Raw genomic sequence first — 23,184 nt, 5'->3', positions numbered from 1 at the left:
GCGTAGGCGCGATATCGAAGCGGCCTGGTCATCGTTACGGCGTCAGCAGCAGCGTCATCGTGGTTGTCGCGGCGACCACTGCCAGGAGTACGGGAGCCGCGGCGTGGGAGCGGTGGCGCCGATGGGCGAAGTCGCGGGCGCGCACGTGATAGCCGATCGCGCCGATCAGCAGCAGCGTGAGACCGGCTGCTGCCGCTACGGCGATCGGTCTCCACAGGAGCCCGGCCACAAGCCCCAGGGCCCCGGCTGTCTCCAGGACGCCGATGGTTCGGGTCATCGTCGAGCCGACGCCGAGTCGCAAAAGGTTGGCGGTCACTTGAGGGCGTAGCAGCAGCTTCTGGGCGCCGGCGAGCAGGAAGACGAGAGCGACCAGAGCGCTCAGGATGGTGGCGGCCAACAGCATGGCATGATCCTTTCCATAGAGAACGAACGTTCTTTCACTATGACGTACACGGCGAAGTTGTCAAGGACGAATGTTCGTTCTACGTTCGGTCTCATGGCCCGCATGCCCAAAGAACATCTCGAAGCCCGCCGCCGCCAGATCCTGGACGCCGCCCGCCGCTGCTTCCTTCGCAACGGCTTCCATGCCACTTCCATGCAGGACGTGCTGGCCGAGGCGGAACTGTCGGCCGGAGCCGTCTACCGCTACTTCAAGAGCAAGGACGACATCATCGCCGCGACCGCCTCCGAGGCTCTGGCCGAGGTCGCTTCGGCGTTCGAGGCGGACGACGCGGCGCCGCCGGATCTGGACGACATCGTCGACCTCGTGCTGGGCGTCGGCCGTCCGCCGCTGTCCGGCTCACGCGAGTCCGCGCAGTTCCTGGTCCAGGTGTGGGCGGAGGCGCTGCGCTCGCCGTCGCTGCGCGCGAAGCTGCAGGAGGTCGTGCAGGAGGCGCGCCACGTGGTCGGCGGCCTCGTGGCCCGTCACCAGCGGCGCGGGCTGCTGTCCGCGGACGTGCCGGCGGAGCAGGTGGCCGATGTCCTGATGGCGCTCGTGGACGGGTTCCTGGTGGCGCGTGCGGTGTACGGGCACGCGGACCCGGCGGCGTTCAGGAGCGGCCTGAAGGCCCTGATGTCGGCGTCGACGCAGGCCGGCCAGTAGAGAACGAACATTCGCTCTTGACGTTGGAGTCGGCATCGTGCTGTTCTAAAAAGAACGATCATTCGTTCTAAGGATGGATCTGTGACCGTGAACGCCGACATCCTCATCGCCGGTGCGGGCCCGACCGGACTGGTGCTGGCCATAGAACTGGCACGCAGAGGCGTCATCCCGCGCGTCGTCAACGCCGAGAGCGCCGACCATCGAGAGAGCCGGGCGGTCTCCATCGTGGCCCGATCGCTGGAGATGCTGGACGACATCGGGCTGGCCCAGGCCGCCCTCGACCGAGGCGTCCCGCTGCACACGCTGAACTTCTACCAGGGGACGACGACGCTGGCCGAGATGGACGTGACAGCCGTGGACTCCTCGTTCCCGCTGGACCTGTGCATCCCGCAGTGGCAGACGGTCGCGCTGCTGCGCGAGCACGCCGAGCACCTCGGGGTCACCGTCGAATGGGGCACCCGCCTGCTCGGTCAGAAGACGGACGAGCACGGCGTCAGCGTCGAACTCGAGCACGAGGACGGTCGCCGCGAGCGGTGCCGAACAGGCTGGCTGATCGGTGCCGACGGCGCCCACAGCACCGTTCGCGAGACGGCGGGCATCGGCCGGGTGAGGACCGATCTGAAGCGGGGCTTCATCCTGGGCGACGTCGCCGTGGACTGGCCGCTGACGCGGGATCGTTTCCACGTCTACTTCGACCGATCCGGCCTGGTGGCCGTCTTCCCGATGGTCGGGGGCTACTGGCGCATCCTGGCCAGCACGCCGGACGACCGGCCACCGCGCACCCCCGGGCTGGACGACTTCGCCACCTGGGTCGCCGAACGCACCCCCCTCGACCCTGGCGTCCGCGACCTGCAGTGGAGTTCGTCGTTCGTGGCCCGCGAAAGCCTGGCCGACCGGCTCCGCGACGGCCGGATCCTGCTGGCCGGAGACGCCGCGCACAGCCACAGCCCGGTGGGCGGCCAGGGCATGAACACCGGCATGCAGGACGCGTACAACCTGGGCTGGAAACTCGCGCTCGTCGTCACCGGCCGCGCCGACGAATCCCTCCTGGACAGCTACCAGACCGAACGCTGGCCCGTGGTCAAGGCCGTGGTCGAGGCCACCTCGACCACCACGAAGATCGCCACCGGCACCACCCTGGTCGCCCGCAGAGCCAGACGGCACGCGCTGCGCCTGCTCGGCAAGCTCAACCCCGTGCAGCAGCGGCTGTCGAACGCCTTCGGCGAACACCTCGTCCACTACCGCGACAGCCACCTCGTCTTCCAACGCTGGAAGGAGTCCCCGGCCAAGGCGTGGAGTGACATCGCCTCCACCGGACCGGAAGCCGGCGAGCTGATGCGCGACAGCTACCTCGAGAACCGCCAGGGCCCGGTCTCCCTGCGGCACCTCCTCCGCACCCCCGGCCACCACCTTCTGCTGTTCGCCGCCGACACCACCGATTCCGCCACCCTGGCCCGCTGGCAGGCCACGGCGCACGAGGCGATGGCCGGGCACGGCGAGGTCCATCTCATCACCCGCGGCCACCTGCCACCCGGACTCTCCGGCGGCGTCTTCGCCGACCTGCGCAGCGAAGCGCACAACCGCTACGGCGTCCGCCGCCCCAGCCTGTACGTGATTCGCCCGGACAAATACGTCGGCTACCGCGGCGACAGCATCGACCTCGCGCCCGTCAACGACTACTTCCACGCCCTGGGCGCCGCACCCGTCAAGGAAGAGACGGCACCATGACACCGGACCCGACAGCCTGACCGCAGGTTCATGGTCAAAGACGCGCGGCCGGCGCCGGTGGCGGCGCTGAACTGGCCGGGAGCGCTCGGCCACCATGCCCGGCGAGCCTGTATGGCAGGGTCAGGCATGCAGCCGTCCTCGGGTCACGCGATGGACCGTGAAGAGGAATCGGGAGTTCGCCGAACCAGGGGTGTTCCGAGGTAACCGCCTGAAAGGCAAGCATGCATGCCAGCTCCACCCCAAGATTCGGCGCCTCCCAGCGAGGACACCGACGCGCAGCTGATAGAGGCGTCGTGGCGTGACCCGGATCGCTTCGGCGCGGTCTTCGATCGCTATTTCGCGGCCATCCACCGCTACGTTCACCTGCGCTTGGGCGAGTCCGCCGCGGACGACCTCACCGCGGAGACCTTCCTGCGCGCCTTTCGCGGCCGGGACCGCTTCGACCTCACCTGCTCCAGCGCGCGCCCCTGGCTGTACGGCATCGCCTCCAACCTGATCGCCGACCACCACCGTGGTGAAGCGCGCAGATACCGGGCGCTGGCCAGAAGCGCCGATGCCGCGCAGATCGCCAGTCACGACGAGCGAGTGGTGCAGCGGGTCTCTGCGGCGACCATGCAACCGCGGCTGGCCGCGGGCCTCGCCCGGCTCTCGGCCGGGGACCGGGATGTCCTGGTGCTGGTCGCCTGCGCCCAGCTCAGCTACGACGAGGTGGCCGAGGCTCTCGGCATACCGCAGGGAACGGTGGGCTCACGCCTCAACCGCGCCCGCAAGAAGCTCCGCAAGAGCATCGGTCCCGCCGGGGAGGCACTGTGATGAACGAACTCGAAGCGATCAAGGCTCACCACGACAGCCTGCCCGAACCCGCGCCCGAGGTGACCGCGCGCGCATGGGTGCTGGTGGCCGAAGAGATGGAGGCCGAACGGGCCGGCACCGCGCGGCCTGCTCGCCGCTTCCCGGGCCGCAGGCTGGTGATGAGGGCCGGACTGGCTGCCGGCCTCGCGGCGGCGGTGACCGCGGGACTCGTCATGGTGCGTGGCGGTGAAGACTCCGCTCCGTTCGTGGCCGCTCCGGCCAGTGCCGCCGAGTTGCTCCGGAACGCGGCCACGGTCGCGGCGAAGGAGGACGTACGGCCCGGGCCGGGGCAGTATTTCTACGTCGACCAGGAGGCCGTCACCTTCGCCAGCGGTTCCGAGGGCGACTACACCCGGCACGTGCGCCGAGAGATGTGGATGCCCGCCGAGGACCCCGCCAAGCCCGCGCTGACGCGCTCGACGTACGGGCAGATACAGGTCATCAGCGGACCAGGCCCGACGCAGGTGCAAGCGCCCGGGACCGTGGAGTACGAGCGCGCCGGGCAGTGCCGCAGGGGCTCCCTGGGCGCGCCCCCGCAGGTCGCCGATCTGCCCGCCGATCCCGATCGGCTTCTGGCGAAGATCCGCCAGGACGCGACGGCGTTCGTACGGTCCGACCAGGCCAGACGAGGTGAGACAGAGCTGGGCCAGGGCGAGATCGACATGCGGGTCGACAAGGTCGTCGCGAGCCGGTTGCTCAAGCTGGCGCAGAACCCGCTCATCTCCTCCCGGACCAGGGCCACGATCTTCGGCGCGCTGTCGAAGATGCCGACCGTGACCATCGTCCCGGAGCTGACCGACACCGCTGGGCGACGCGGGGTGGGCGTCTCGCTCAAGTTCGAGCATCCCAGCGGCTGGGAGCGTGGGGAGCTCATCTTCGAGCCGGGCACGTACCGGTTCCTCGGATCCCGGAGCTGGATCGGCCGGAAGGAGGGCGGACAGGTCGAGGAGATCCCGGGCGGCAGTATGGCGGTGATGTCGGTGAAGGTCGTCGACTCCGTACCGGAGGTTCCCAAGGACGCGGCCAAGCCGATGTTCTGCTGACCACCCCTCCAGCGACTCCAGACCGCCGGGTTCGACCTGCCCGGCGACCCCGCCGTGCTGGCGCCTGCCTTCCGCCTCACCGGCGCAGGGGCTGGCAGGAGTGGGAACGCCTGCTGACGCGTCCTGCTCGGCAGGCGTCGCCCGATTCGAGCGGAGCGGTTCCTGATCGTCCCCGTCAGCGGCGGCGTGGCGTGTAGGGCGCCAGAGCGGCGGTGTCCACGTCCGCGTCGGGCCAGCGGCGGCGCAGGGCCTCCGCCAGGTGCAGGCACAGGCCCGCCAGGTACGGCAGAGCACGATGCTCCCGGGCAGCGGAAGCAGCGGCCTCCAAGGAGGTGACGAGCTGGGCCCGGCTGTCGTCACCGGCCGGACGCCCGTCCAGCCGGTGACGGCGCGACAGGCGGGCAAGCGCGAACGCCACGCACGCCGCCGCCAAGGCCGTCCCATAGAGCCGATCGTCCTCGGCCTGCGGCACCCCGACCGCCAGAGCACGCCGGTAGACGTCCCCCACCTGCGGCAGCGTCGCGGAGCCGCCGACCCACATCCAGGCAGGACCGGGGACATACAGGCAGACGGCATCGTGCAGGGCATGGGTGAACCCGGTGAACTCGAAGTCGATCAAGCGCGCGTCGGCCGGCCCGTCCGTACGGACCAGGACGTTGTTGGTCTCCGGATCGCCGTTGCTGAGTGCCAGGAACGGCCCCGGATCGGCCAGCACGTCCAGCGCGCGAGCCAGTTCGCGCTCCACGGCCCCGGTGAGAGGCACGCCCAGCGCCTCGGCCTGAGAGGAACTCTCCCTGCGCAGCCGGGTGACGTGCCCGAGCCGGTCGGCCTCGGGATCGACCGGCCCCAGGAGGTGTCGCCTGCGGTAGTACAGCTCGGCGTGTCCGGCGGTGACCGCGCCCAGCTCGCCACGGGCCCGGGCGAATGCCTCCAGGCGCGGGGCATGTGCGACGACGCCATCTCGCCGCAGGAGTCCGTCCAGCGCGACGCGCGGCGCCAGATCCTGAAGGATGACACGCTCGGCGCGAAGATCCTCCGCCAGGACGCGTGGCGCCAGGTCAACGCTGAGATCGTCTGCCAGAAACCGCAGCGCGGCCACCTCTGTGCGCAGCCGCCAGGCGTCGGTGTGCCTGCCGTCGACATGGGGACCCGCCCACTTGACGATCACGGACTCGCCGCGGTCGGTGCGGGCACGAGCGACTCGCCACGGCTCCAGCCTGGTCCACTCCACCAAGTTGAGCACCGGGACAGCCTAGGCCCGTCGCCGTACGCGCAGGAAGTGGGCAACCACCAGGCCGGCAGCCACAGCGGCCGCCGTCCACACGACCCACTGCCCGATGTTGGTGAGCACATCATTCCTGCCCGGTGGCAGCACGGCCATCTGTACGGCCGCGCCGACCGGCACGGTCAGCCGGGCGAGCATGCCGATCACTCCCGGGTGTCCGGCGCAGGCTCCGATGGCGCCGAGCACCGGACCGAACAAGGCGCTCGCCACCCACCAGTAGACCGTGTCGTAGGCGTAGGAGCCGGATGAGACGTCGTGGACGATCGTGTCGGCGATGTAGTAGGCAGCGGTGGCGGCGAGCAGGGCCACCACACCGGCGACGGCGCCTCGCGCCAGGCGGCGGCCCGTTGGGGCGCCCCCACGAGTGGCCCGCCATCCCGCCAGCACCCCCAGCCCCGCCCACGCCCAGCCGGCGTCCAGCATGAGGCTGACGATCTCCATGAGCGACCACCCTCGGGTGGTGGCCTCGGCGCTTTCCAGATCCAGGGTCAGCGTGGCCGCGGCGTTGGCCAGCGAGGTGGCGGCACCGAATACCGCGCCGACGGCCAAGGCGCTCAGCAGGGCGATGAAGCTGGGCCGCGGGACGGTGGTCATGGGCGGCTTTCTACCAGATTTGGTGCCTCAGGACCCGATCAAGGCGAGGGTGAAAACCCCTACCTGTCCTCCGCCTGGTCTCGTTCCGATCGGTTACCGGGGGTCTGAAGCTGCGCTCTCGCCTCAACGATCTGGCGCACGATGCGCTCGGCACCGCAGGACTCCGCGATCGCGTACGCCTCCTCTGCCAGTGCCAGCGCGTCGTCCCTGCGCCCCTGCGCCGCAGCGATGTAAATCAGGCCGACCTGATTGGCCGCGACTCCTGCCCAAAGCTCAATCCGCCGGCGCAGCCGTACCGACTCCTCCAGCTTCTCCCGTGCACTGTCCAACCGGCCCGCAGAATGATCGGCGATGCCCAGGTGACGAAGCACCTCGGATTGAATTCCCAGGTCGTCGGCTTTCAGCGCCAGCTCAAGAGACTGTTCGAACAGAGGGATCGCGGAATCGGCATCGCCACGAATGACCTGGTGGACGCACCCCATCCAGAACAGCGCCTCAGCTTCTCCGGCCACATCGCCGAGCCTCCGATAGAGGTGTGCCGCACGCTCCATCAAGGCCAGTTCGTGGGAATCCTCGTGACGTTCCTCGAGAAACCGCGCATGCAAGATCCGACCTCGAGCCAGCGCGAGATCAGCCTCGACCTTGTCCAACTCCCGCTCTGCCTCAGACAACACGCCCTGATCACCAGCGTAGACAGCCCGCTCATAGGCCAGCCTGGCCCGCTCGATACGGCCCTCTGCGTGCATCCCGCGTTACCTCGTCCCCATCCTCGGTGACGCCCGAGCTTCGATGTCACAATCATAGGGATTCATGGCAGAGCGCCCCAGCGATGTCGCGCGCTCAGGGAAGGTCGGCCCAGGTGACGAGGCCATGCCGGTGGGCGTAGATGGCCGCCTGCACACGAGTCCGCACCCCCAGCTTGGCCAGGATCCGCTCGATGTGAACCTTGACCGTACCGGGCGAGATCACCAGTGCCTGGGCGATCTCGGCGTTGCTGCAGCCTGCGGCGAGATGGCGCAACACGTCGGTCTCGCGTGGCGTCAGGGTGGCCGGTTCGGTGGACGGACGTGGTGAGGTCGCCATGAAGCGGTTCAGCAGACGGGGGGTCACCCGAGGGTCCACCAGCCCCTGCCCGTTGTGGGCGACTCGCACCGCGTCCAGGATCAGGCCGGGGTCGCTCTCCTTCAGCAGAAACCCGACCGCCCCGGCCTGCAACGCGCCGAACAGATAGTCGTCGAGGTCGAATGTGGTCAGTGCCACCACGGCCGGCGCAGGGTCGAGAGCCAGCAGGCCGCGGATCGCGGCAAGTCCGTCCATGCGCGGCATGCGGATGTCGGTGAGCACAACGTCCGGCCGGTGCCGCCGGGCCATCTCGACCAGCTCGAACCCGTCGGCCGCCAGCGCCACGACCTCCAGGTCCGGTTCGGACGACAGGAGCAGACGCAGACCCTCCCGGGTGGGCGCCTGGTCGTCGGCGACTATCAGGCGGATGCTCACGAAGTGGCCTCCTGTGTGTCACGGCCGGCTGCGGATCGCGGCTTGGGGCGGATCGCGGTCGGGGCAGGACTCGCTCCTGTCGCGGTGGGCGTCCGGCCGGCGGAATCATCCACGGGCAGGCGGGCGGTGACCTGCCACCCGCGAGAGGTACGCGGCCCCGCGGTGAGCGTGCCTCCGAGCAGTTCCGCTCGCTCCCGCATCCCGCGTAGCCCATCCCCGTCGGGCCTGGCCGGACTGCTGGGTGTCGCCTGCCCGTCATCCTGCACGACGATCGTCAGGTCGTGGCCGCTGCGTTCGATCCGCACCGTGGCCTGCGCGCTCCCGGAGTGCCGCATCACGTTGGTCAGCGACTCCTGAACGATCCGGTAGGCCGCATGCCGTACCCGCAGGGCAACCCCCTCCAGCAGGGAGTCGCCGCGCAGCCGCACCCGGAGCCCCTGCTGTGACAGGCGAGCGGCCAGCGAGCCGAGGTCGGTGTCGCCGTCGTCGTCGCGGAGCAGGCCGAGCAGCCGCCGAGTGTCGCCGAGCGCGGTGGCGGAAATCTCCGCGATCGTCTTCAGCGCCTGATCGGCGTCGGCGGGTGTGCCCCTCCGCGCCCCCACTGCCTGCAGCCGGATCGCGCTGAGATGGTGGCCCACCACGTCGTGCACGTCCCGGGCGATCCGGGTGCGCTCCTGGGCCCGCTCGACCAGGACGAGTTGCTGGGTCCTGCTCTGGTTCAGCCGCAGCACGTGGCCGAGCAGGACCGGGGCGAGGCCGGCGAACACCGACATTGCCAGCCGGGACAGACTTGACGGGTCCGACGGGGCATCGCCTGTCAACAGACCGGCTGTGACCAGCCAGCAGGCCGCGAGGACCGCGGTCAACCACCGTGCCCGGTCGCGGTGGTAGGCCGCCGAGGCGAACGCCACGACCGTCACCCAGGTCGCGACGGAAGGGTGGCCGAGAATGATCGCGAGCAGGACGGCGGTGCCCGAGGCGAGCGCCGCGGTCAGTGGCAGACGGCGGCGCACGGTCAATGGCGCGCACACCGCGCAGGCCAGCACCGCCCAGACCGGCGTGAACCCGTTCGGGTTCGTCGTGCCGGACCCCAGCAGCGGAACTCCCAAGGTCACCAGCGCCAGGGCGACCGCCAGCCCGCCGTCGCCGACGAGCACGGGCACCGCCTTCCAAGCCTTGATCATGCCCGGCTCACCCCCGCGGGAACTTCGCCACCAGGTCGCCGGGGCACCGCGCTCCGGGTGGGGGCAGGCTACCCGCCGTCAGGTAGTCATGGACGTACGTGCGCAGGCAGGTCCTGCCCAGCCCTCCGGCGCTCTGCATGAGGTAGGCGGCGTGCCCGTCGCCGTGCCTGACCACACGCGCCCCCGGGAGCTGGGAGGCGAAGTGCTCTGCGGCGAGGTTGGGAGTGTTGTCGTCGGTGTCACCGATGGCGACCAGTACCGGTGGCACACCCTGGGCCCGCAGCGGGTGCGGCGGGTTGGCCGGCTTCTTGCCCATGCCGAGACACCGGCCGATCTGGTAGCGGCCCTGGATCCAGCCGATCCGCGGCGCGGCCTTGCGCAGCCGCGACTCCAGGGCGCGGAAGGCCCCGTAGCTGGGCAGGTCGGGCATGTAGTCGTGGCACAGCATCGTGTTGTGGGGATTCGCGGGAACCTCGGGAGGCAGGGGCCAGATCTTCGACAGCTCCGTGGCGTCGCCGTCGGCGGCCCTGCGCAGCGCCGCCGCCAGGGCGGGCCAGCGCGGCGGGGCCAGTCCTTCGCGTACGGCGACGAGGAACTCCTGCTCGTTCATCGTGGCCTTGCCTGCGGGCAGGGGAGCTTTCCGGACACGGGCCAGCAGGCCGTCGAACACCTTGATCGCGTCATCGCCGCCCAGCGCGCATCCATCCTCGCACCAGTCACGGAAGCGACCCAGCTGCTTCTCCTCGGTGACCGCGTTGTCCATCAGCCAGCGTTCCAGCAACGGCTGGGTGTGGTCGGCGACGCTGTCCAGCACCATCCTGCCGACCTTGGCCGGGAACAGCTCCACATAGGCCTGCCCGTAGGAGGTGCCGTAGGAGTTGCCCAAGTAGCGCAGTTTCGGCTCGCCGAGCGCGACCCGCAGGGCCTCGAGATCGTGGGCCACCTGCCAGGAGGTCATGCCCGCGTAGGCGGCGCCCATGGCCTTGCGGCAGGAGGCGTCGTAGGCCGCGTTGGCCTTGGCCTGCGCGTGCCAGCCCTTCTCGCCGGGCCGCAGGATCAGCCCGGCGCTGCCGGCCTGCGGTGTATCGCACGTCACCATCGAGGCGCTGCCCTTGTCGCCCATTCCCCGGGGGTCGATGAGGACCACGTCGAACCAGGTGGTCAGCTCCGACACCACGGCGGGCATCCCGCGTACGGGCTGGATGGTCGCGCCACCACCGGTGTTGACCACCAGCGAGCCGAGCTTGCGCGCGGGGTCGCGCGCAGGCAGCTTGGCAAGGTCGACCTGAGTTTTCGGGCCGTCAGGCTGTTTCCAGTCGATCGGCACCGGCAGTTTGGCGCAGTCCATGCCATCCCCGCACTTCACCCACGTCAGGGTCCCGGTATTCAGGGCCTGGGCCGCTTGGGGTATGACCGCCATCGTCGTCCCGAGAGCGAGAGCGGCGAGCGTTGTCCTGAATTTCTTCACGAGGCCAACCTCGCACCGCAGATCCCGCGGGGCATCTGCCGTCCGGCATATCCTCTCAACACCAGCACGGCCCGGCCTGGCGGAACCGAGGGGGTTGTCCCGTACGGCTCCCCCAGGCGGCGGAGGGGCGGATGGGTGGCGTCGGCGATGTGCCGGCAGGGGTGTGCGCAGGACCCTTGACGTCATGTTGCTGAAACTCATGACCGCTTTGGTGCTGACGGCCTCCCCGGCGCAGGCCGTCGAGCCGCCCGCCCCGCAGGGGCTCAGCGCGCTGGTCGACGAGCACGTCACCACGACGATGGCCGAGGAGAAGATCCCCGGCGTGGCGGTGACGGTGGTGGCCGACGGCCGGCTGGTGGTGCACAAGGGGTACGGCTGGGCCGATGCGGAGCGGCGGGTGCCGGTGGATCCCGAGCGCACCAGGTTCCTCATCGGCTCGGAGACCAAGTTGTTCACCGCGCAGGCCGCTCTGCAACTCGCCCGCGCGGGCGAACTGAGCCTGGACGCGGACGTGAACTCCTATCTCAAGACGTTCCAGGTCCGTGACACCTATCCGGGGCGCCCGGTCACGTTGCGGCACCTTCTCACGCACACAGCAGGGTTCGACGAGGACTACGTCGTGGGCAGCGCCTCGGACATTCTGCCGCTGGGCGAGGCGCTGGCCGCGCACCAGCCGGAACGGGTGCGCCCGCCGGGCACCGGGGTGTCCTACAGCAACTACGGGGTGGCGCTGGCCGGATATCTGGTGCAGACCGTGTCGGGAACGCCGTTCGAGGAGTACGTGAAGCGGCAGGTGTTCGAGCCGCTCGGCATGCATGACTCCGTCATGACCTGCGGCGGGCTGCGCGGCACCAAGGCCTACCTGGTGGACGGTACGCCCACGTCGGTCGACTGCGCGGACTTCGCCGCTTCCGGTGCCGGTCCGGCGTCGACCGCCGCCGACATGGCTCTCTACCTGAAGGCGCAGTTGTCGCGGGACGTGCGGGCCGGGGCCGGGGTCGCGGCCGAGATGCAGCGCCGGCAGTACAGCGAGCATCCCAGTCTGGCCGGGATGGGGTTCATGTGGGAGGAGCGGCCGTACAAGGGGCATCGGCTGCTGTTCAAGGGTGGTGACATGCCCGGCATGCACACCTACATGTTCCTGCTGCCCGAGCAGGGCATCGGCGTTCACGTGATTTCCAACGGCGACGGCACCAGCCGGCACGGGCTGGACGGGTTCGCGCTGGTGGAGAAGATCATCGACCGGTACCTGCCGGAATCGGCGCCGCCGAAGGTCTCGGCGCTGGCGGGCGCGTCCTCCCGCGCCTACGAGGGCTGGTACCAGAGCAGCGGCGTCAGTCGCGGAAGCCTGCTCAAGGTTCAGGCGCTGACGGACACGCCCGTGCGGGTCACCGCCGACGCCGACGGCAGCGTCGTCACCACCGGGCTCGGCGGCGGGGAGAAGCGCTGGATCCAGGTCGAGCCCGGTGTCTTCCAGCAGGAGGGCGGATGGAGCCGCATCGCCTTTCCTGAGCCGGGTCAGCTCGCGCTCGGCGGTCAGACGGTCGTGTTCGATCGGATCGGCTGGCTGGAGCACTCGTGGCTGCATCTCGGGCTGCTGGCGTGGGCGGTGCTGGCGTCGGCGATCGCCGTGATCGCGTATCCCGTGGCGCTGGCCGTCCGCATGACGCGCGGGCGGACGATGCGGGGGCCATGGGTTTGGCGGCTGGCGGCCTGGCTCGGCGGTGTCGCGGTGATGGTGTTCGTGGCCGGGTTCGGCTCGTTGATCGCCGATGAGGGCCGGGCGTTGCCGCTGGTCCTGCAGGGGGCTCCGGCGCTGATCGGGCTGCTGGTGCTGGCGACGCTGACCGTGGCGCTGTCCGCCACCTTGCTGGCGGGTGCGGTGCTCGCCTGGTGGCGGCGCTGGTGGCGTCCGTGGGCCAGGCTCGGCTACACGCTGGTCACGACAGGCCTTGTCGCGTTCGCTGCTGTGGCGTTTCTCTACAACTTTGTCGGCCTGTCGTACACCTGAGTAGGATTTCGTCCCGATATGTCAGATATTGCCCGATACATTCGCCGGATTCCTCCGCTGATTGCGGACCTTGCGATCGCTCTGGTGGTGCTCGCCGCACATTCGGCGCCCTTCCTCCTGACGATCCGGGAGGCCGACCCGGTGACGGGCTACACGCTCGGGCAGTACCTGCCCGTGCTCGCCCTGGCGCTGCCGCTGATCTGGCGGCGGCGCGCACCGCTGACGGTTCTGGCGGCGGTCACGGCCGCGACGGGCGCTTATCTGCTCAACGACCCCGACACCGCCCCGCAGCCGATCCCGTACGCGCTGCTGATCGCGCTCTATACGGTGGCCGCGCACGGCTCGCGCCGTGTCCGGGCCTGGGCGCTGGCCCTGATCGCCGCGGCTGCCGGCGCGCAGCTTGCCGGGCTGGTCCTGAACCCGCCGAGCGCGGACACCACGGTGCGGGCTCTGGTGATGTACGTCGCGGCCTGGGCCCTGGGCCGGGCCACGGCCAACCGGCACACGTACACCCGTCAACTCGAACGCGACAAGGCGCGGGAGGCGGAGCGGGCGGTCGAGCGGGAGCGGGCGGCGATCGCCCGGGACATGCACGATGTCCTCGGCCACGCCATCAGTCTGATCGTGGTGCAGGCGGAGGCCGGGCCGCTGGCCGTACGTCCCGACCCGGTACGGGCCGAGGCCGCCTTCGACGCCATCGCCGAGACCGGGCGCGAGGCGATGGACCAGCTCCGCCGCCTGCTGGGACTGCTCGGCAAGTCGTCCCCCGGCGCTCCGCCGACCGTGGCCCGGATCGAGGCGCTGGTGCACAGCGTGGACCGGGCCGGGCAGCGTACCAAGCTGACCGTCCACGGCACGCCGCGCCCACTGCCCGCCGACGCCGAGGCCGCCGCTTACCGGATCGTGCAGGAGTCACTCACCAACGCGGTCAAGCACGCCCGGGCGGCCACGGTGGCCGTCGAACTGGACTGGAGGCAGGACCCGTTCGTGATCAGCATCGCTGACGACGGCCGCGGACACACCGGCGGCTCGGGTCACGGTCTCATCGGCATTCGTGAGCGGGCGGTGGCCTGCGGCGGGTCGGCGTCCTTCGGACCCGGGCCGGACGGCCGCGGCTTCGCCGTCACGGTGCGCCTGACGGGAGCCGCCTCGTGACGATCCGCGTCGTGGTCGCCGACGACCACGAACTCATGCGCAGCGGCTTCGCCCTGATCCTGGACACTCAGCCGGACATCACGGTCGTGGCCGAGGCCGGCGACGGCGCCCAGGCCATCGCGGCCGTCCGCGCCCACGCACCCGACATCGCCCTGCTCGACATCCACATGCCCGTCATGGACGGCATCCAGGCCGCCAGGACGATCTGCGCCGAAACCGGTACCAAGGTCATCATCCTGACCGTCTTCGACCAGGACGAGTACGTCTACGAGGCCCTGCACGCTGGTGCCAGCGGCTTCCTGCTCAAGGACGTGCGGCGCGACGACCTCGTGCACGGCGTCCGGGTCGTGATGGCCGGGGAGTCACTGCTGGCGCCCGTCGTGACCAGGAAGCTGATCGACGACCTGGTCCGCCGCGCGGCTCGCCCGCCGATCGCGATACCGGGGATGGACACCCTGACCACCAGGGAGCGCGAAACTCTCGCCCTGCTTGGTCAGGGGTTGTCCAATCCCGAGATGGCCGCGGCCATGGTGGTCAGCGAGCACACGGTGAAGACCCACGTCAGCAACGTGCTGTCCAAGCTCGGCCTGCGCGACCGGATCCAGGCGGTCATCTGCGCCTACGAATCCGGCCTCGTCCAGCCAGGCCACTGGCGCCGTTGAGGGCATGCCCGTCAGCCAGGGCCGGCAGATGATCAACCCGTGGCCATCCGGCCGTCGAGGGGCGGCCCGCTGAAGGGCCGCACCGGGCGAGTAAGCCTGGGCATCAGGCAGTACGGGTGGTCGGCGGCCTCGTCGTCGTGAAGCTCAGCAGCAGTTCGCCGACCGTCTCGGGCGCTTCCAGCATGGGCAGGTGCCCGACGCCTGGCAGCAGCTCGACCCGGGCGCCCGGCACCGAGTCGTACCGGTGCGCCGACGACGGCTCCCAGCGGGGGTCGGCGGCACCGAAGATCACCTGTACGGGGACGTCGAGGGCGGCCAGCCGCTCGGGCACGCTCCGTTCGGCGATGTAGGCGGTGTTCTGGCGGAGTACGGTCCGCATCACGCGGTAGGTGATGCCCCGTACGTCGGCGACCACGTCGTCCGGGAGGTCCACCGGGCGGACGGCCGTCGCGCCGATCCCCTTGCGGATCATCGCGTCCGACCGCCTCGGCCAGATGAGCGGGCCGAACGGCGGGGCCAGCAGCACCCGGAGAACGAACGGCTGCCGGAGGAGCGCATCCGGGCTCGGGCCGCTACTGATCAGCGAAAGCGAACCGACGAGGTCGGGACGCTGCTCGGCGAGCGCGGTGGCGACGTAGCCGCCGCTGGAGTGCCCGGCCACGGCCACGTGACGGAGCCCAAGGCGGTCCAGCAGCGCCGCCACCTCACCCGCCTGGGCGGGCACGTCATACGACGGCGCGGGCGGGGACTGGCCGCAACCCGGCAGGTCGACCCGGATGACGTGATGGTGGCCGGCCAGCGCCGGGACCACCGGACGCCAGAAACCGCCCGAGGCCCCGGACCCGTGGATGAGCAGCAACGGCGGCGCCTGCCGCGGGCCGTCATGGACCACGTGCATGCCATGCGGGTGCTCAGTGTCGTATTCACTCATGGGGAGACTGTGCACGGGCGGCCGGCCGCCAGGATTGGACAAATGTTCCCCCGGAGCCGAAAAGGCCGGGCGGCCGTCACCATCACCACCGGCCGGGTGAGCAGGGCCCGCGCGATCGTCGCAGCGGCCATGACACCGTGCCAGATCGCACGCTCGCTATCCTGTGGCACGTCGAACCAGGACCACGAACCATCGGGAGGCGACGACCTTGGCCGTGGTGGCACACGTGGTCATGGCCCTCCTGTCCGTGCTCACCTTGGTGGCCGTCCGGTTGCTCGGCGCGGACCTCTGGCAGCTCCTGGTCCTGGCAGTCGCCGCCGTACTCCTTCACGCGGGTGCGCTGACCACCGCCAGGCGGCCGTGGACCGGGTACGCGCTCGCCGCGCTCGGCATGCTCGTGCTGGCCGCGACGCCTTCCCTGAGCTGGTCACCCGTCATGCTGCCCTCGGCCGTGTGCTTCCCGCTCGTGTTGTGGCTGCTGACCGCCCGGGTCCCGTTCAGGTCCTCGGCGGCCGCGCTGGCCGTCGCCGTGCTCGGCATCGTCCTCACCGAGCTGGTGGCGTGGGCCCGGCTGCCCGCTGACCTCCCGGCCCGTCTGGGCGAGGGCGGGCTGCTGATGCTCGTGGTCGGCGGCGTGTGGCTCGCGGCCCTGCTGGTACGCCGCAGGCACGAGGCCGGCCGCAGAGCCGAGAGCGAACGGCTGGCCGCGGCCGTCGCCGACGAACGGGCCGGCATCCGCCGCGACCTGCACGACGTGATCGCCCACACGGTCACCGTCATGGTCGCGCGGATCGAGGCCGCGGCGGTGACGACGGCGGATCCGGCGACCCGCCGCGAACTCGGCGACATCGCCGAGACCGGCAGGGACGCCCACCAGGGGCTGCGAGCGATGCTGGCCACCCTGGGCCCGCGCGCCGATGCCCGGCCGATCTCGCTCGACGCCCTCCCCGACCTGGTGGCCTCGGCGGCCAGCCCGCTCCATGCGGTGACGTTCGACGAGGTGGGCGCGCGGCGGCCGTTGAGCCTGAGCGCCGAGGTCGCGGTGGTCCGTACCGTGCAAGAAGGCATCACCAACGCGCTGCGCCACCTCGTTCCACCGGTGGAGGTGACCGTTCGCCTGCACTGGACCCCGGCCGAAGTGGCGGTGGAGGTGCGCGACGACGGCGGCAAGGCGCTTCGCGGAGCCGGCGGCCAGGGGGCCGGCCTGATGGGGATCGAGGAACGCGTGCGTACCGCGGGGGGCACCCTGTCGATCGACGACGGGGACGACGGATGGGTCCTGCGGGCGCGGCTCCCCACGAAGAAGGCGGCATGAACGCGATCCGTGTCATGCTCGTCGACGATCAGGAGTTGCTGCGGGCCTCCCTCCGCACGGTGCTGTCGGCCGACGAGCGCATCGAGGTCACCCACGACGTCGCGAACGGCGGCGACGCCGTCGAGGTCGTCCGGCGGCACCGCCTCGACGTGGTCCTGATGGACATCCGCATGCCGCGCATGGACGGGGTCGCCGCCACGGAGGAGATCGTCAGGATCGCGCCGGCGACCCGGGTGCTCATGCTGACGACGTTCGATGACGACGCGCTGGTCGTGGCCGCCATCCGGGCCGGCGCGAGCGGCTACCTGACCAAGGACGTCCGGCCCGCCGCCCTGGCCCAGGCCGTGTGCGACGTCGCCTCCGGCACGTCGGCGCTGGCTCCGGGAGTGGCCGCGACGATCCTGGATCTCGTACGGCACGTGCCGGTACGGCGGACGGCGGCGCTGGACGGTCTCACTCCACGCGAGGTCGAGATCTTCGGCTTGCTCGCCCGCGGCAGATCCAACGGCGAGATCTGCGCGGAGCTGACGCTGAGCGAGAACACGGTGAAGTCCCACGTCCGGGCCGTCCTGCGGAAGCTGGGCCTGCGCGACCGCGTGCACGCGGTGATCCACGCGTACGAGAACGGGCTCGTGGGCCGCAACGATCTGCCGGGCTGAGATCCCATCCCGCCGGGTGGTGCCGTCTCACCCCCCGGGGTGATGTCCGCAGGTGACACCCCGGCCTAGGTTCGGTGCCGTGTCCTTCCCACCCCCGGTGATCCCCCCGGAACGGCACGGGCCCATCCCGGCCGCGACTGCCGCTCATCCGCCGCCGGGATGGGACAACGCGGTGACACCCCGGACGCCGTTCGGCATCGCGTACAAGATCACCGCACGCTCGCCCGCACGAAACGAGATCATCATGACCGCGTCCTCCACGCGCTCCCGTTCTGCCGGATCGGCGATTTCCGATGTCACATGGTTCTTCGCGATCGCCGTCCTGCTGTGTTTCGCACTGTCCGTCCCGATGGTCTTCCGGCTCGTCCCGGCGGACGTCAACAACCTGATCACTCCGATCCTGCAACTGACCCCGCTGCTCGCAGCGATCATCATGTGGCTCGCCCGGCGACCCGGAACGTTCCGGGAGACGTTCGCCACCAGCTGGCGCGGCACACCCAAGTGGGCCGGCATCGGAATCCTCCTCATCGCCGCGATCGCCGCGATGCAGACCGCCATCGCCCTGGCATCGGGGATCTGGCAGCTCAACCCGCTTGACCAGATCCTCGCGGCGACCATGTGGGTCGTCCCGGTCTTCCTCATGCAGTCGGTCTTCGCCATCGGCGAGGAGTTCGGCTGGCGCGGCTGGCTGGCGACGCGCGCCGCGTCATGGGGATTCTGGCCGCTGGCCCTTGTCAGCGGTCTGGTCTGGATCGTCTGGCACCTGCCGGTCCTCGCCGTCATCGGCGATCGACCGACCTGGGACATCGTCATCTACTTCGCGGGCATGCTGCCGTGGGCGCCGCTGTTGCTCGCGCTCCGCCGGCGGTCGGGGAGCGTCTGGCCCGCGGTCCTGACGCACGGCGCGATCAACAGCGTCCGGGTGTACGTGCTGCAGTCCGTTCCCAGCGCAACGGATCACCTGCTCATCGAGGTGATCGGCTGGGCGCTCACTCTCGCCGCCGCCGCATGGCTGATGCGCCCCAGCGTCGCATGACCTGCGCCTGCCGGAGCCCGAGATTCCTGCCGCTCCTCCGCCGACAGCGACTCTGCGCAGCCTGAGATGACCATCGTCAGGAAGGTGCGGCACCCATCGAGGCCAGACCCGCGCCTCCCAGCAGATCCAGCTCAATCGTTAAATCCGCGAAAGATCCGAAGCGCCACAGCAAGAGCATGGGATGGCTTGCGTGCAAATGGCTGGAGAACATGTCCGCCTTACGATCACGTCCATGGCTGAGATCGTGCGCACAGAACGAGCGGAGAGGGTGTTCGTCTCCTACCACACGCTCATGGTGGGTGACCGCGACTCCGAAAGAGGACATCCAGACCATGCAGTCGACCAGCTGGCCTCCAGCCGACCGGGAATCGCAGTGATCTGGACAGGGGTGCACACGGGGTTTCTCGACGTGACGATCCAGCTCGCGACCGGACCTCCTCCCATGCCCCAGCCCGACGCATGGGAGGACGGCACGGAGTTCGACCTCATCACGTTGACCGGTGAGACGGTGCTGTGCGGGTTGATGGGTGAGCCTCCTTCACAGTTTCCCAACCTCACTCCGCAAGGACCAGGCCGCTATCGCATGAGGGTCCACACGAACGGCAGAAGCGTCAACAACAAGGCCTATAGGCAGGTCTGCCCAGAGGCTTACCTGATCACCATCTGGCCTGTCGACGCCGGTCCTGATGCCACCGCGAGGTACCGGGAGATGGCGGACAGCGAACCGCTGAACAAGTCCGACCGAATGCGGGCATGGGCCAGAGAGCAAGCATTGAAGGAACCGGGCAGGCCGGCTCGCCGTGTCAAGCGCCACCCGGCGTAGGTAGTCGCTATCGCCATTGCATTCGCCCGTGACGTCATCGCAGGGGCCCCGCACCTTCGCCTTCGCGAAACGGCCCGGATGTGCCGGCGCCGCTGCCCGGGGGCATGGCCGCGGTTTCGAAGACATATCCGGTGCGGACCGAATACGGTGACCCATTGACGATCGCCCCGCTCGCAAGCCTCCCGGAGACTTCTCATGCGTACCGCAGCGGCAATCCTCTCCTTCGTGCTCGCCATCACCGTCCTGCCCGCCCAGCCGGCCACCGCTGCGGTGTCCGCCTCGCCCCTGCCTGGCGGCAGGACCACCTTCGTCGTCTCACAGGGACATCTGAAGGCCGCCTCCCAGCAGAACTGGGTACGCCTGGGCAACTATCGCTTCGCCGCGAACGGCACGGTGAAGGCCGCCATGTACCTGTGGTGGCAGCGGCATCCCAAGGCCAGGCAGCGCACCGGCACCGTCCCCGACCCGAGCTGCACCACCAAGAAGGGCGGTGTCGCATCACGGCCCCGCGGCTGCGAGGTGCTCACCGCCGGAGGGTTCACCGGCGCCCCCGGGGAGAGCCGTACCGGGACGTACACCGTGGCGGGCGGCGTGCTCACCATCCGGTGGAAGATCGCCCAGACCTGGACGGAGCAGTGGTACGTACGGTCCTCACCTGACGGCAAGCTGGCCCGTCTGGACCTCAAGCGGAGCACGCTGGCAACGCACGGGTACGGCTACGGCAGCAACGCCGCGTTCAGCACCCGGCGCGCGATGAGTTCGGTCAAGGCGTTCCCCCGCTCGCTCAGGCAGGACCTGACGAGCTGGGCGGGCGGCAAGCTTGTCGCCTCCGGCAATCAGCCGTTCGGCCACTCCGCCTTCCGCGCCTGCACCTCCACCACCTCATGCCTGACCTACCTGCAGCCATCTTCGCGTGGCGCGTGCCAGAAGTCGGGCGGCTGCCCCAAGTACGGCGGCGGAACCCGCTCCAACATCAGCTCCATCCAGTACTACCTCACGACGATCTCCAAGTCCGACCGCCGCGACACGCTGTGGCACTGGTGCACCTGTCTGGCGATGGAGCGCGGTGAGTTCTGCTACACCGGCAACTCCCACGTCAAACCGCTCATGCAGATCATCGATGACACGGGAGCCTTCCGCGGCTGGGTCGGCGCGGAAGCCTCCTTCTCGACCGGCGGCTCCCGGGCGGCGGACATGCTGGCGGTGCTGCGCATCTCCGACTTCCGCTGACAACTCGTCTTCGCTGCTAACGACATGCTGACCTGGGGTGCCGCCCGGCCGCTGCCCCCCGAGGGCCGGGGGGACGGCTCCGCCCCACGTCAGCGCAGGTCGGAACGGAATCCCATGAACCAGTCGCCAACCCACATGTACGACCTGCTGCATGAGCAGTGGCTGAATGTCTGTACCAGCTTCTACACCGTTTGGGCCGAAGGGCTGGACCTTGAGGAAACCGCCGCGAGGATAGGCGTGAACCCAGACGACGGCGCTGTCGTCTCGCTCTCCGAAATCACCGGTGGCATAGACGAGAACCCACACTGGCGCGACGGGGCGGGCATTGTCTTGATCGGCGAGGCGGACGACGACTCCTGGACGGTGTCGTTCCAGGTGCAGGGTGGCGACATCGCCGGCGGAGACCTCCTCGCGAGGCTTTCCGCCGACGGCGGGCGAGCCCTGTCCATCGGCTGGAACATCAACGCGAACCACCGCCTCCAGTACGCGGTGGACGGCGACGTCGCCGTTTCCGTGCCGCTGCACGAAGCGCTGCCGCACTTCGACGAGCACGCGGCCGGCCTGAGCATGCCGGATGTCTGGAACGAGGACGGCGACTTTCCGATCGAAGAAATGATCTCCACCGGATTCCTGCTCGCCCAGCGCATCACCGGCGTCCATCTCGACCGGTACTGGCTACGACTGGCGCACACCCGTTTCGTCCTGCCGTATTAGAGCTTGTGCGAAGTCCGGGTCTTCAGTCCGATCCATTTCTTCATCCGGTTGATGCACCGTTCCGCCGTGCTGTGCTGCTTTGTAGGGCTCGGCATCATGACCCCCGGCCGACCGCCGCCACGGTGCGCGGACGGCCGACGGGCAGGCAGAGCACGACGTGCTCCAGCACGGCGCGGAACTGCGGGCCGTCTGCGGCTCGGCCCGGGGCCAGACGAAGGCCGGTGGTCGGCAGCGGACAGTCGGCCACATGATGCACCTTGCTGCTCAGCCCGTCGTGAGCGACGCACGGCGTACCAGCGTGCCGGGGTGGTTGGGGTCAGCAGTCTGCTTGGTCCGGTCGTCGGCGCTGGGGCCTGGCGTTGCCCGGAGCATGTGGGCTTCGCCTGCTCTGCCGTAGGCAACGGCTTGTGGTGATGCCATTCTTAGGGCTCATGATCCGGCCATCCGTGGTGGCGGCCTGCCTGCTCGTCCCGCTCACCGCCTGCACCTCAGCCTCAGGCCCGCCCCCCGCCGCTGCCCCGGCGTCCGCGTCCGCCTCCGCCTCCGTGTCCGCCTCCGTGCTGCCGTCGCCGACGGCCGTGCCGGAGCTGCCCGCCGGCGCGGAGCGCTATGACGTCAGCGAGTTACGGCCCGGCGACTGCATCGACCCCATACCCGAGACCTACGAGGTGACCGTCGTGCCGTGCGCCGAGCCGCACATGGCGGAGTTCGCCACCACCTACGTGCTGCCCGACGGGCCGTACCCGGGGGCGGACATGCGACGCCTCGCGGAGAACGGATGCCTGCCCCGGATGCGCATCAAGGACGGCAAACGCGATGCGGTCGCGTTGCTGGGGATCGGCCCGACGGCGGCCGGCTGGCCCCTCAACAGGACCATGTACTGCCTGGCCATATCCGTGGACGGGGAGAAGACCACAGGCAGGGTCGTCAAGTAGGCGGGTGACTGGTGCCGCGTCAGCCGATCTCGGCGTACGCGATGTCTGAAATCCGCCAGCATGCGCGCGGGCGGTTCGGCGAGGATCCGCTCGTGATCGCTGAAGCACGGGGAATCCGCATCCGGCACCGCGGGCATGAACCGCAGGTCCATCCCACCGCGTACGTCGCCCCGACGGCCACGCTGGTCGGCGATGTCCGCGTGGGGCCGAGGGCGCGGGTGATGTACGGTGCGGTGCTCGATGCCGAGGGGTCCCGGATCGAGGTCGGGGAGGCGGCGGTGATCTGCGAGAACGCGGTGCTGCGCGGGTCCGCGGTCGCCGGCGATCAGCCTGTGCTGGTCGGCGACCACGTCTTCGTGGGGCCGCATGCCACGCTGCTGGGCTGCGAGGTCGGCAGGTGCGCCTACGTGGCGACCGCGGCGACGGTCCTGCAGTGCGCACGGTTGGGGGCCGGCTCGGTGGTCGCGGTCGGCGCGCTCGTCCATGCGCGCACCGTTCTGCCGGACGAGTACTTCGTGCCGCCGCACACCGTGGCGCTTGACGCGCCGGTACGGCTGCTGGCCCCTGGCGATCCGGGCCTGGCCGACGCCGTCAGGCGGATGGGCTTCGCGCAGGTGGCGTTCGGCGTCGACGCGGAGTGGACCGACCGGATCAGCCGGTACGAGCACATCGCGGAGGTGCGGGTCGCCGAGTTCGGCGCGCACGCGGACGACGAGGTGCTGAATCCCGGCTAGCGTTCCCCGGATGAGCCGGGCCGGCACCAGGTGACCGGAGTCCTCGCTCCGCGTAACAGTTCACTCCTGGTGTCGAACCGCAGGTCAGAGCCGTCGGAGCTGCGCGGCTTCGGCGCCGGCCGGCAGTCGGTACGGCTCGCCGCAGAAGTAGCGGTTGAGCGCGTCGATGGCGCCCAGCAGCATGCGCACCGCCCCACGGTCGAGCCCCGGAACAACGAGGAATGCC

24 protein-coding genes are annotated in these 23,184 nt (G+C 70.0%); 15 read left to right on the top strand and 9 right to left on the bottom strand.

The genetic code is table 11. The features are described 5' to 3' along the window. Positions 1-34: 34 nt before the first annotated feature. Positions 35-403, bottom strand: coding sequence for a DoxX family protein (locus tag ACBI99_RS01635; protein ID WP_375071520.1), 369 nt, complete (start codon positions 401-403; stop codon positions 35-37). Positions 404-505: 102 nt separating this feature from the next. Here ACBI99_RS01635 and ACBI99_RS01630 point away from each other — a divergent pair, with 102 nt between their 5' ends. The 4 genes from ACBI99_RS01630 to ACBI99_RS01615 all read left to right on the top strand — a co-directional run bounded on the left by ACBI99_RS01630 (position 506) and on the right by ACBI99_RS01615 (position 4,725). Beyond that, on the top strand, positions 506-1,102 hold the full coding sequence (locus ACBI99_RS01630; RefSeq protein ID WP_357591860.1) for a TetR/AcrR family transcriptional regulator: 597 nt from the start codon (positions 506-508) through the stop codon (positions 1,100-1,102). A gap of 81 nt (positions 1,103-1,183) precedes the next feature. After that, complete coding sequence (locus ACBI99_RS01625) at positions 1,184-2,830, top strand: FAD-dependent monooxygenase (RefSeq protein WP_375071519.1); 1,647 nt, start codon at positions 1,184-1,186, stop codon at positions 2,828-2,830. A gap of 225 nt (positions 2,831-3,055) precedes the next feature. Next, positions 3,056-3,643, top strand: a complete 588-nt coding sequence (locus ACBI99_RS01620) for an RNA polymerase sigma factor (RefSeq protein WP_219502989.1) — start codon at positions 3,056-3,058, stop codon at positions 3,641-3,643. Next, complete coding sequence (locus ACBI99_RS01615; protein WP_375071518.1) at positions 3,643-4,725, top strand: CU044_5270 family protein; 1,083 nt, start codon at positions 3,643-3,645, stop codon at positions 4,723-4,725. The genes ACBI99_RS01620 and ACBI99_RS01615 overlap by 1 nt, the downstream gene beginning before the upstream one ends. A gap of 175 nt (positions 4,726-4,900) precedes the next feature. Here the strand turns inward: ACBI99_RS01615 and ACBI99_RS01610 are convergent, their stop codons facing one another. The 6 genes from ACBI99_RS01610 to ACBI99_RS01585 all read right to left on the bottom strand — a co-directional run bounded on the left by ACBI99_RS01610 (position 4,901) and on the right by ACBI99_RS01585 (position 10,651). Further along, a complete protein-coding gene (locus tag ACBI99_RS01610; protein ID WP_375071517.1) occupies positions 4,901-5,968 on the bottom strand; it encodes a hypothetical protein in 1,068 nt (355 codons plus the stop codon). A gap of 9 nt (positions 5,969-5,977) precedes the next feature. Further along, entirely contained in the window at positions 5,978-6,604 is a 627-nt protein-coding gene (locus ACBI99_RS01605) for a hypothetical protein (protein ID WP_375071516.1), read from the bottom strand. A gap of 59 nt (positions 6,605-6,663) precedes the next feature. Further along, positions 6,664-7,350, bottom strand: coding sequence for a tetratricopeptide repeat protein (locus ACBI99_RS01600; protein ID WP_219502975.1), 687 nt, complete (start codon positions 7,348-7,350; stop codon positions 6,664-6,666). 94 nt (positions 7,351-7,444) lie between these two features. Then, a complete protein-coding gene (locus tag ACBI99_RS01595; protein ID WP_357591867.1) occupies positions 7,445-8,101 on the bottom strand; it encodes a response regulator transcription factor in 657 nt (218 codons plus the stop codon). Next, positions 8,098-9,285 (bottom strand): sensor histidine kinase, encoded by a 1,188-nt coding sequence (locus tag ACBI99_RS01590; RefSeq protein WP_375071515.1) that lies wholly within the window; start codon positions 9,283-9,285, stop codon positions 8,098-8,100. The genes ACBI99_RS01595 and ACBI99_RS01590 overlap by 4 nt, the downstream gene beginning before the upstream one ends. A gap of 7 nt (positions 9,286-9,292) precedes the next feature. After that, positions 9,293-10,651, bottom strand: coding sequence for an alpha/beta fold hydrolase (locus ACBI99_RS01585; protein ID WP_375071514.1), 1,359 nt, complete (start codon positions 10,649-10,651; stop codon positions 9,293-9,295). A 286-nt stretch (positions 10,652-10,937) separates the two neighbouring features. Here ACBI99_RS01585 and ACBI99_RS01580 point away from each other — a divergent pair, with 286 nt between their 5' ends. The 3 genes from ACBI99_RS01580 (at position 10,938) to ACBI99_RS01570 (ending at position 14,581) form a co-directional block, all read left to right on the top strand. Then, positions 10,938-12,764 carry a serine hydrolase gene (locus ACBI99_RS01580; protein ID WP_375071513.1) on the top strand — a complete coding sequence of 609 codons (1,827 nt, stop codon included), beginning with the start codon at positions 10,938-10,940 and terminating at the stop codon, positions 12,762-12,764. A gap of 84 nt (positions 12,765-12,848) precedes the next feature. After that, positions 12,849-13,919, top strand: coding sequence for a histidine kinase (locus ACBI99_RS01575; protein WP_357591875.1), 1,071 nt, complete (start codon positions 12,849-12,851; stop codon positions 13,917-13,919). Further along, positions 13,916-14,581: a response regulator transcription factor gene (locus ACBI99_RS01570; protein ID WP_357591877.1), complete on the top strand. Its 666-nt coding sequence runs from the start codon at positions 13,916-13,918 to the stop codon at positions 14,579-14,581. The genes ACBI99_RS01575 and ACBI99_RS01570 overlap by 4 nt, the downstream gene beginning before the upstream one ends. Positions 14,582-14,684: 103 nt before the next feature. Here ACBI99_RS01570 and ACBI99_RS01565 read toward each other — a convergent pair whose 3' ends face one another. Continuing rightward, positions 14,685-15,512, bottom strand: coding sequence for an alpha/beta fold hydrolase (locus ACBI99_RS01565; protein ID WP_375071512.1), 828 nt, complete (start codon positions 15,510-15,512; stop codon positions 14,685-14,687). Positions 15,513-15,729: 217 nt separating this feature from the next. Here ACBI99_RS01565 and ACBI99_RS01560 point away from each other — a divergent pair, with 217 nt between their 5' ends. From ACBI99_RS01560 to ACBI99_RS01535, 6 genes are all read left to right on the top strand, one after another. Further along, positions 15,730-16,827 (top strand): sensor histidine kinase, encoded by a 1,098-nt coding sequence (locus ACBI99_RS01560; protein ID WP_375071511.1) that lies wholly within the window; start codon positions 15,730-15,732, stop codon positions 16,825-16,827. Further along, a complete protein-coding gene (locus ACBI99_RS01555) occupies positions 16,824-17,486 on the top strand; it encodes a response regulator transcription factor (RefSeq protein WP_357591883.1) in 663 nt (220 codons plus the stop codon). Before ACBI99_RS01560 ends, ACBI99_RS01555 begins: the two co-directional genes overlap by 4 nt. A 172-nt stretch (positions 17,487-17,658) precedes the next feature. Next, the gene (locus ACBI99_RS01550; RefSeq protein WP_375071510.1) at positions 17,659-18,522 is read left to right on the top strand and encodes a type II CAAX prenyl endopeptidase Rce1 family protein; all 864 of its coding nucleotides are present in this window, start codon (positions 17,659-17,661) and stop codon (positions 18,520-18,522) included. 232 nt (positions 18,523-18,754) lie between these two features. Then, on the top strand, positions 18,755-19,345 hold the full coding sequence (locus ACBI99_RS01545) for a hypothetical protein (RefSeq protein WP_375071509.1): 591 nt from the start codon (positions 18,755-18,757) through the stop codon (positions 19,343-19,345). 195 nt (positions 19,346-19,540) lie between these two features. Continuing rightward, positions 19,541-20,575, top strand: a complete 1,035-nt coding sequence (locus ACBI99_RS01540) for a hypothetical protein (protein ID WP_375071508.1) — start codon at positions 19,541-19,543, stop codon at positions 20,573-20,575. Positions 20,576-20,710: 135 nt separating this feature from the next. Beyond that, the gene (locus ACBI99_RS01535; RefSeq protein WP_375071507.1) at positions 20,711-21,289 is read left to right on the top strand and encodes a DUF6461 domain-containing protein; all 579 of its coding nucleotides are present in this window, start codon (positions 20,711-20,713) and stop codon (positions 21,287-21,289) included. A 94-nt stretch (positions 21,290-21,383) separates the two neighbouring features. Here ACBI99_RS01535 and ACBI99_RS01530 read toward each other — a convergent pair whose 3' ends face one another. Beyond that, on the bottom strand, positions 21,384-21,536 hold the full coding sequence (locus ACBI99_RS01530) for a hypothetical protein (RefSeq protein ID WP_375071506.1): 153 nt from the start codon (positions 21,534-21,536) through the stop codon (positions 21,384-21,386). Between the two features lie 184 nt (positions 21,537-21,720). Between ACBI99_RS01530 and ACBI99_RS01525 the strand changes: the two genes are divergently transcribed. Beyond that, positions 21,721-22,224, top strand: coding sequence for a hypothetical protein (locus ACBI99_RS01525; RefSeq protein ID WP_375071505.1), 504 nt, complete (start codon positions 21,721-21,723; stop codon positions 22,222-22,224). Positions 22,225-22,316: 92 nt separating this feature from the next. Continuing rightward, the gene (locus ACBI99_RS01520) at positions 22,317-22,958 is read left to right on the top strand and encodes a gamma carbonic anhydrase family protein (RefSeq protein WP_375071504.1); all 642 of its coding nucleotides are present in this window, start codon (positions 22,317-22,319) and stop codon (positions 22,956-22,958) included. The last annotated feature ends 226 nt before the right edge of the window (positions 22,959-23,184 follow it).

This window comes from Nonomuraea sp. ATR24 (assembly GCF_041950485.1).
GTDB classification, from domain to species: Bacteria; Actinomycetota; Actinomycetes; order Streptosporangiales; family Streptosporangiaceae; genus Nonomuraea; species Nonomuraea ceibae.
The sequence above is the reverse complement of the archived record's forward strand: the minus strand, read 5'-3'. Positions and strand labels throughout refer to the sequence as shown.

Bases quoted from the DNA above. Each gene is read 5' to 3' on its own strand.
- ACBI99_RS01555 (WP_357591883.1), top strand. From the start codon at position 16,824: ATGAACGCGATCCGTGTCATGCTCGTCGACGATCAGGAGTTGCTGCGG.
- ACBI99_RS01635 (WP_375071520.1), bottom strand. From the start codon at position 403: ATGCTGTTGGCCGCCACCATCCTGAGCGCTCTGGTCGCTCTCGTCTTC.
- ACBI99_RS01535 (WP_375071507.1), top strand. From the start codon at position 20,711: ATGTACGACCTGCTGCATGAGCAGTGGCTGAATGTCTGTACCAGCTTC.
- ACBI99_RS01620 (WP_219502989.1), top strand. From the start codon at position 3,056: ATGCCAGCTCCACCCCAAGATTCGGCGCCTCCCAGCGAGGACACCGAC.
- ACBI99_RS01615 (WP_375071518.1), top strand. From the start codon at position 3,643: ATGAACGAACTCGAAGCGATCAAGGCTCACCACGACAGCCTGCCCGAA.
- ACBI99_RS01540 (WP_375071508.1), top strand. From the start codon at position 19,541: ATGCGTACCGCAGCGGCAATCCTCTCCTTCGTGCTCGCCATCACCGTC.
- ACBI99_RS01545 (WP_375071509.1), top strand. From the start codon at position 18,755: ATGGCTGAGATCGTGCGCACAGAACGAGCGGAGAGGGTGTTCGTCTCC.
- ACBI99_RS01590 (WP_375071515.1), bottom strand. From the start codon at position 9,285: ATGATCAAGGCTTGGAAGGCGGTGCCCGTGCTCGTCGGCGACGGCGGG.
- ACBI99_RS01605 (WP_375071516.1), bottom strand. From the start codon at position 6,604: ATGACCACCGTCCCGCGGCCCAGCTTCATCGCCCTGCTGAGCGCCTTG.
- ACBI99_RS01565 (WP_375071512.1), bottom strand. From the start codon at position 15,512: ATGAGTGAATACGACACTGAGCACCCGCATGGCATGCACGTGGTCCAT.
- ACBI99_RS01580 (WP_375071513.1), top strand. From the start codon at position 10,938: ATGTTGCTGAAACTCATGACCGCTTTGGTGCTGACGGCCTCCCCGGCG.
- ACBI99_RS01630 (WP_357591860.1), top strand. From the start codon at position 506: ATGCCCAAAGAACATCTCGAAGCCCGCCGCCGCCAGATCCTGGACGCC.
- ACBI99_RS01600 (WP_219502975.1), bottom strand. From the start codon at position 7,350: ATGCACGCAGAGGGCCGTATCGAGCGGGCCAGGCTGGCCTATGAGCGG.
- ACBI99_RS01525 (WP_375071505.1), top strand. From the start codon at position 21,721: ATGATCCGGCCATCCGTGGTGGCGGCCTGCCTGCTCGTCCCGCTCACC.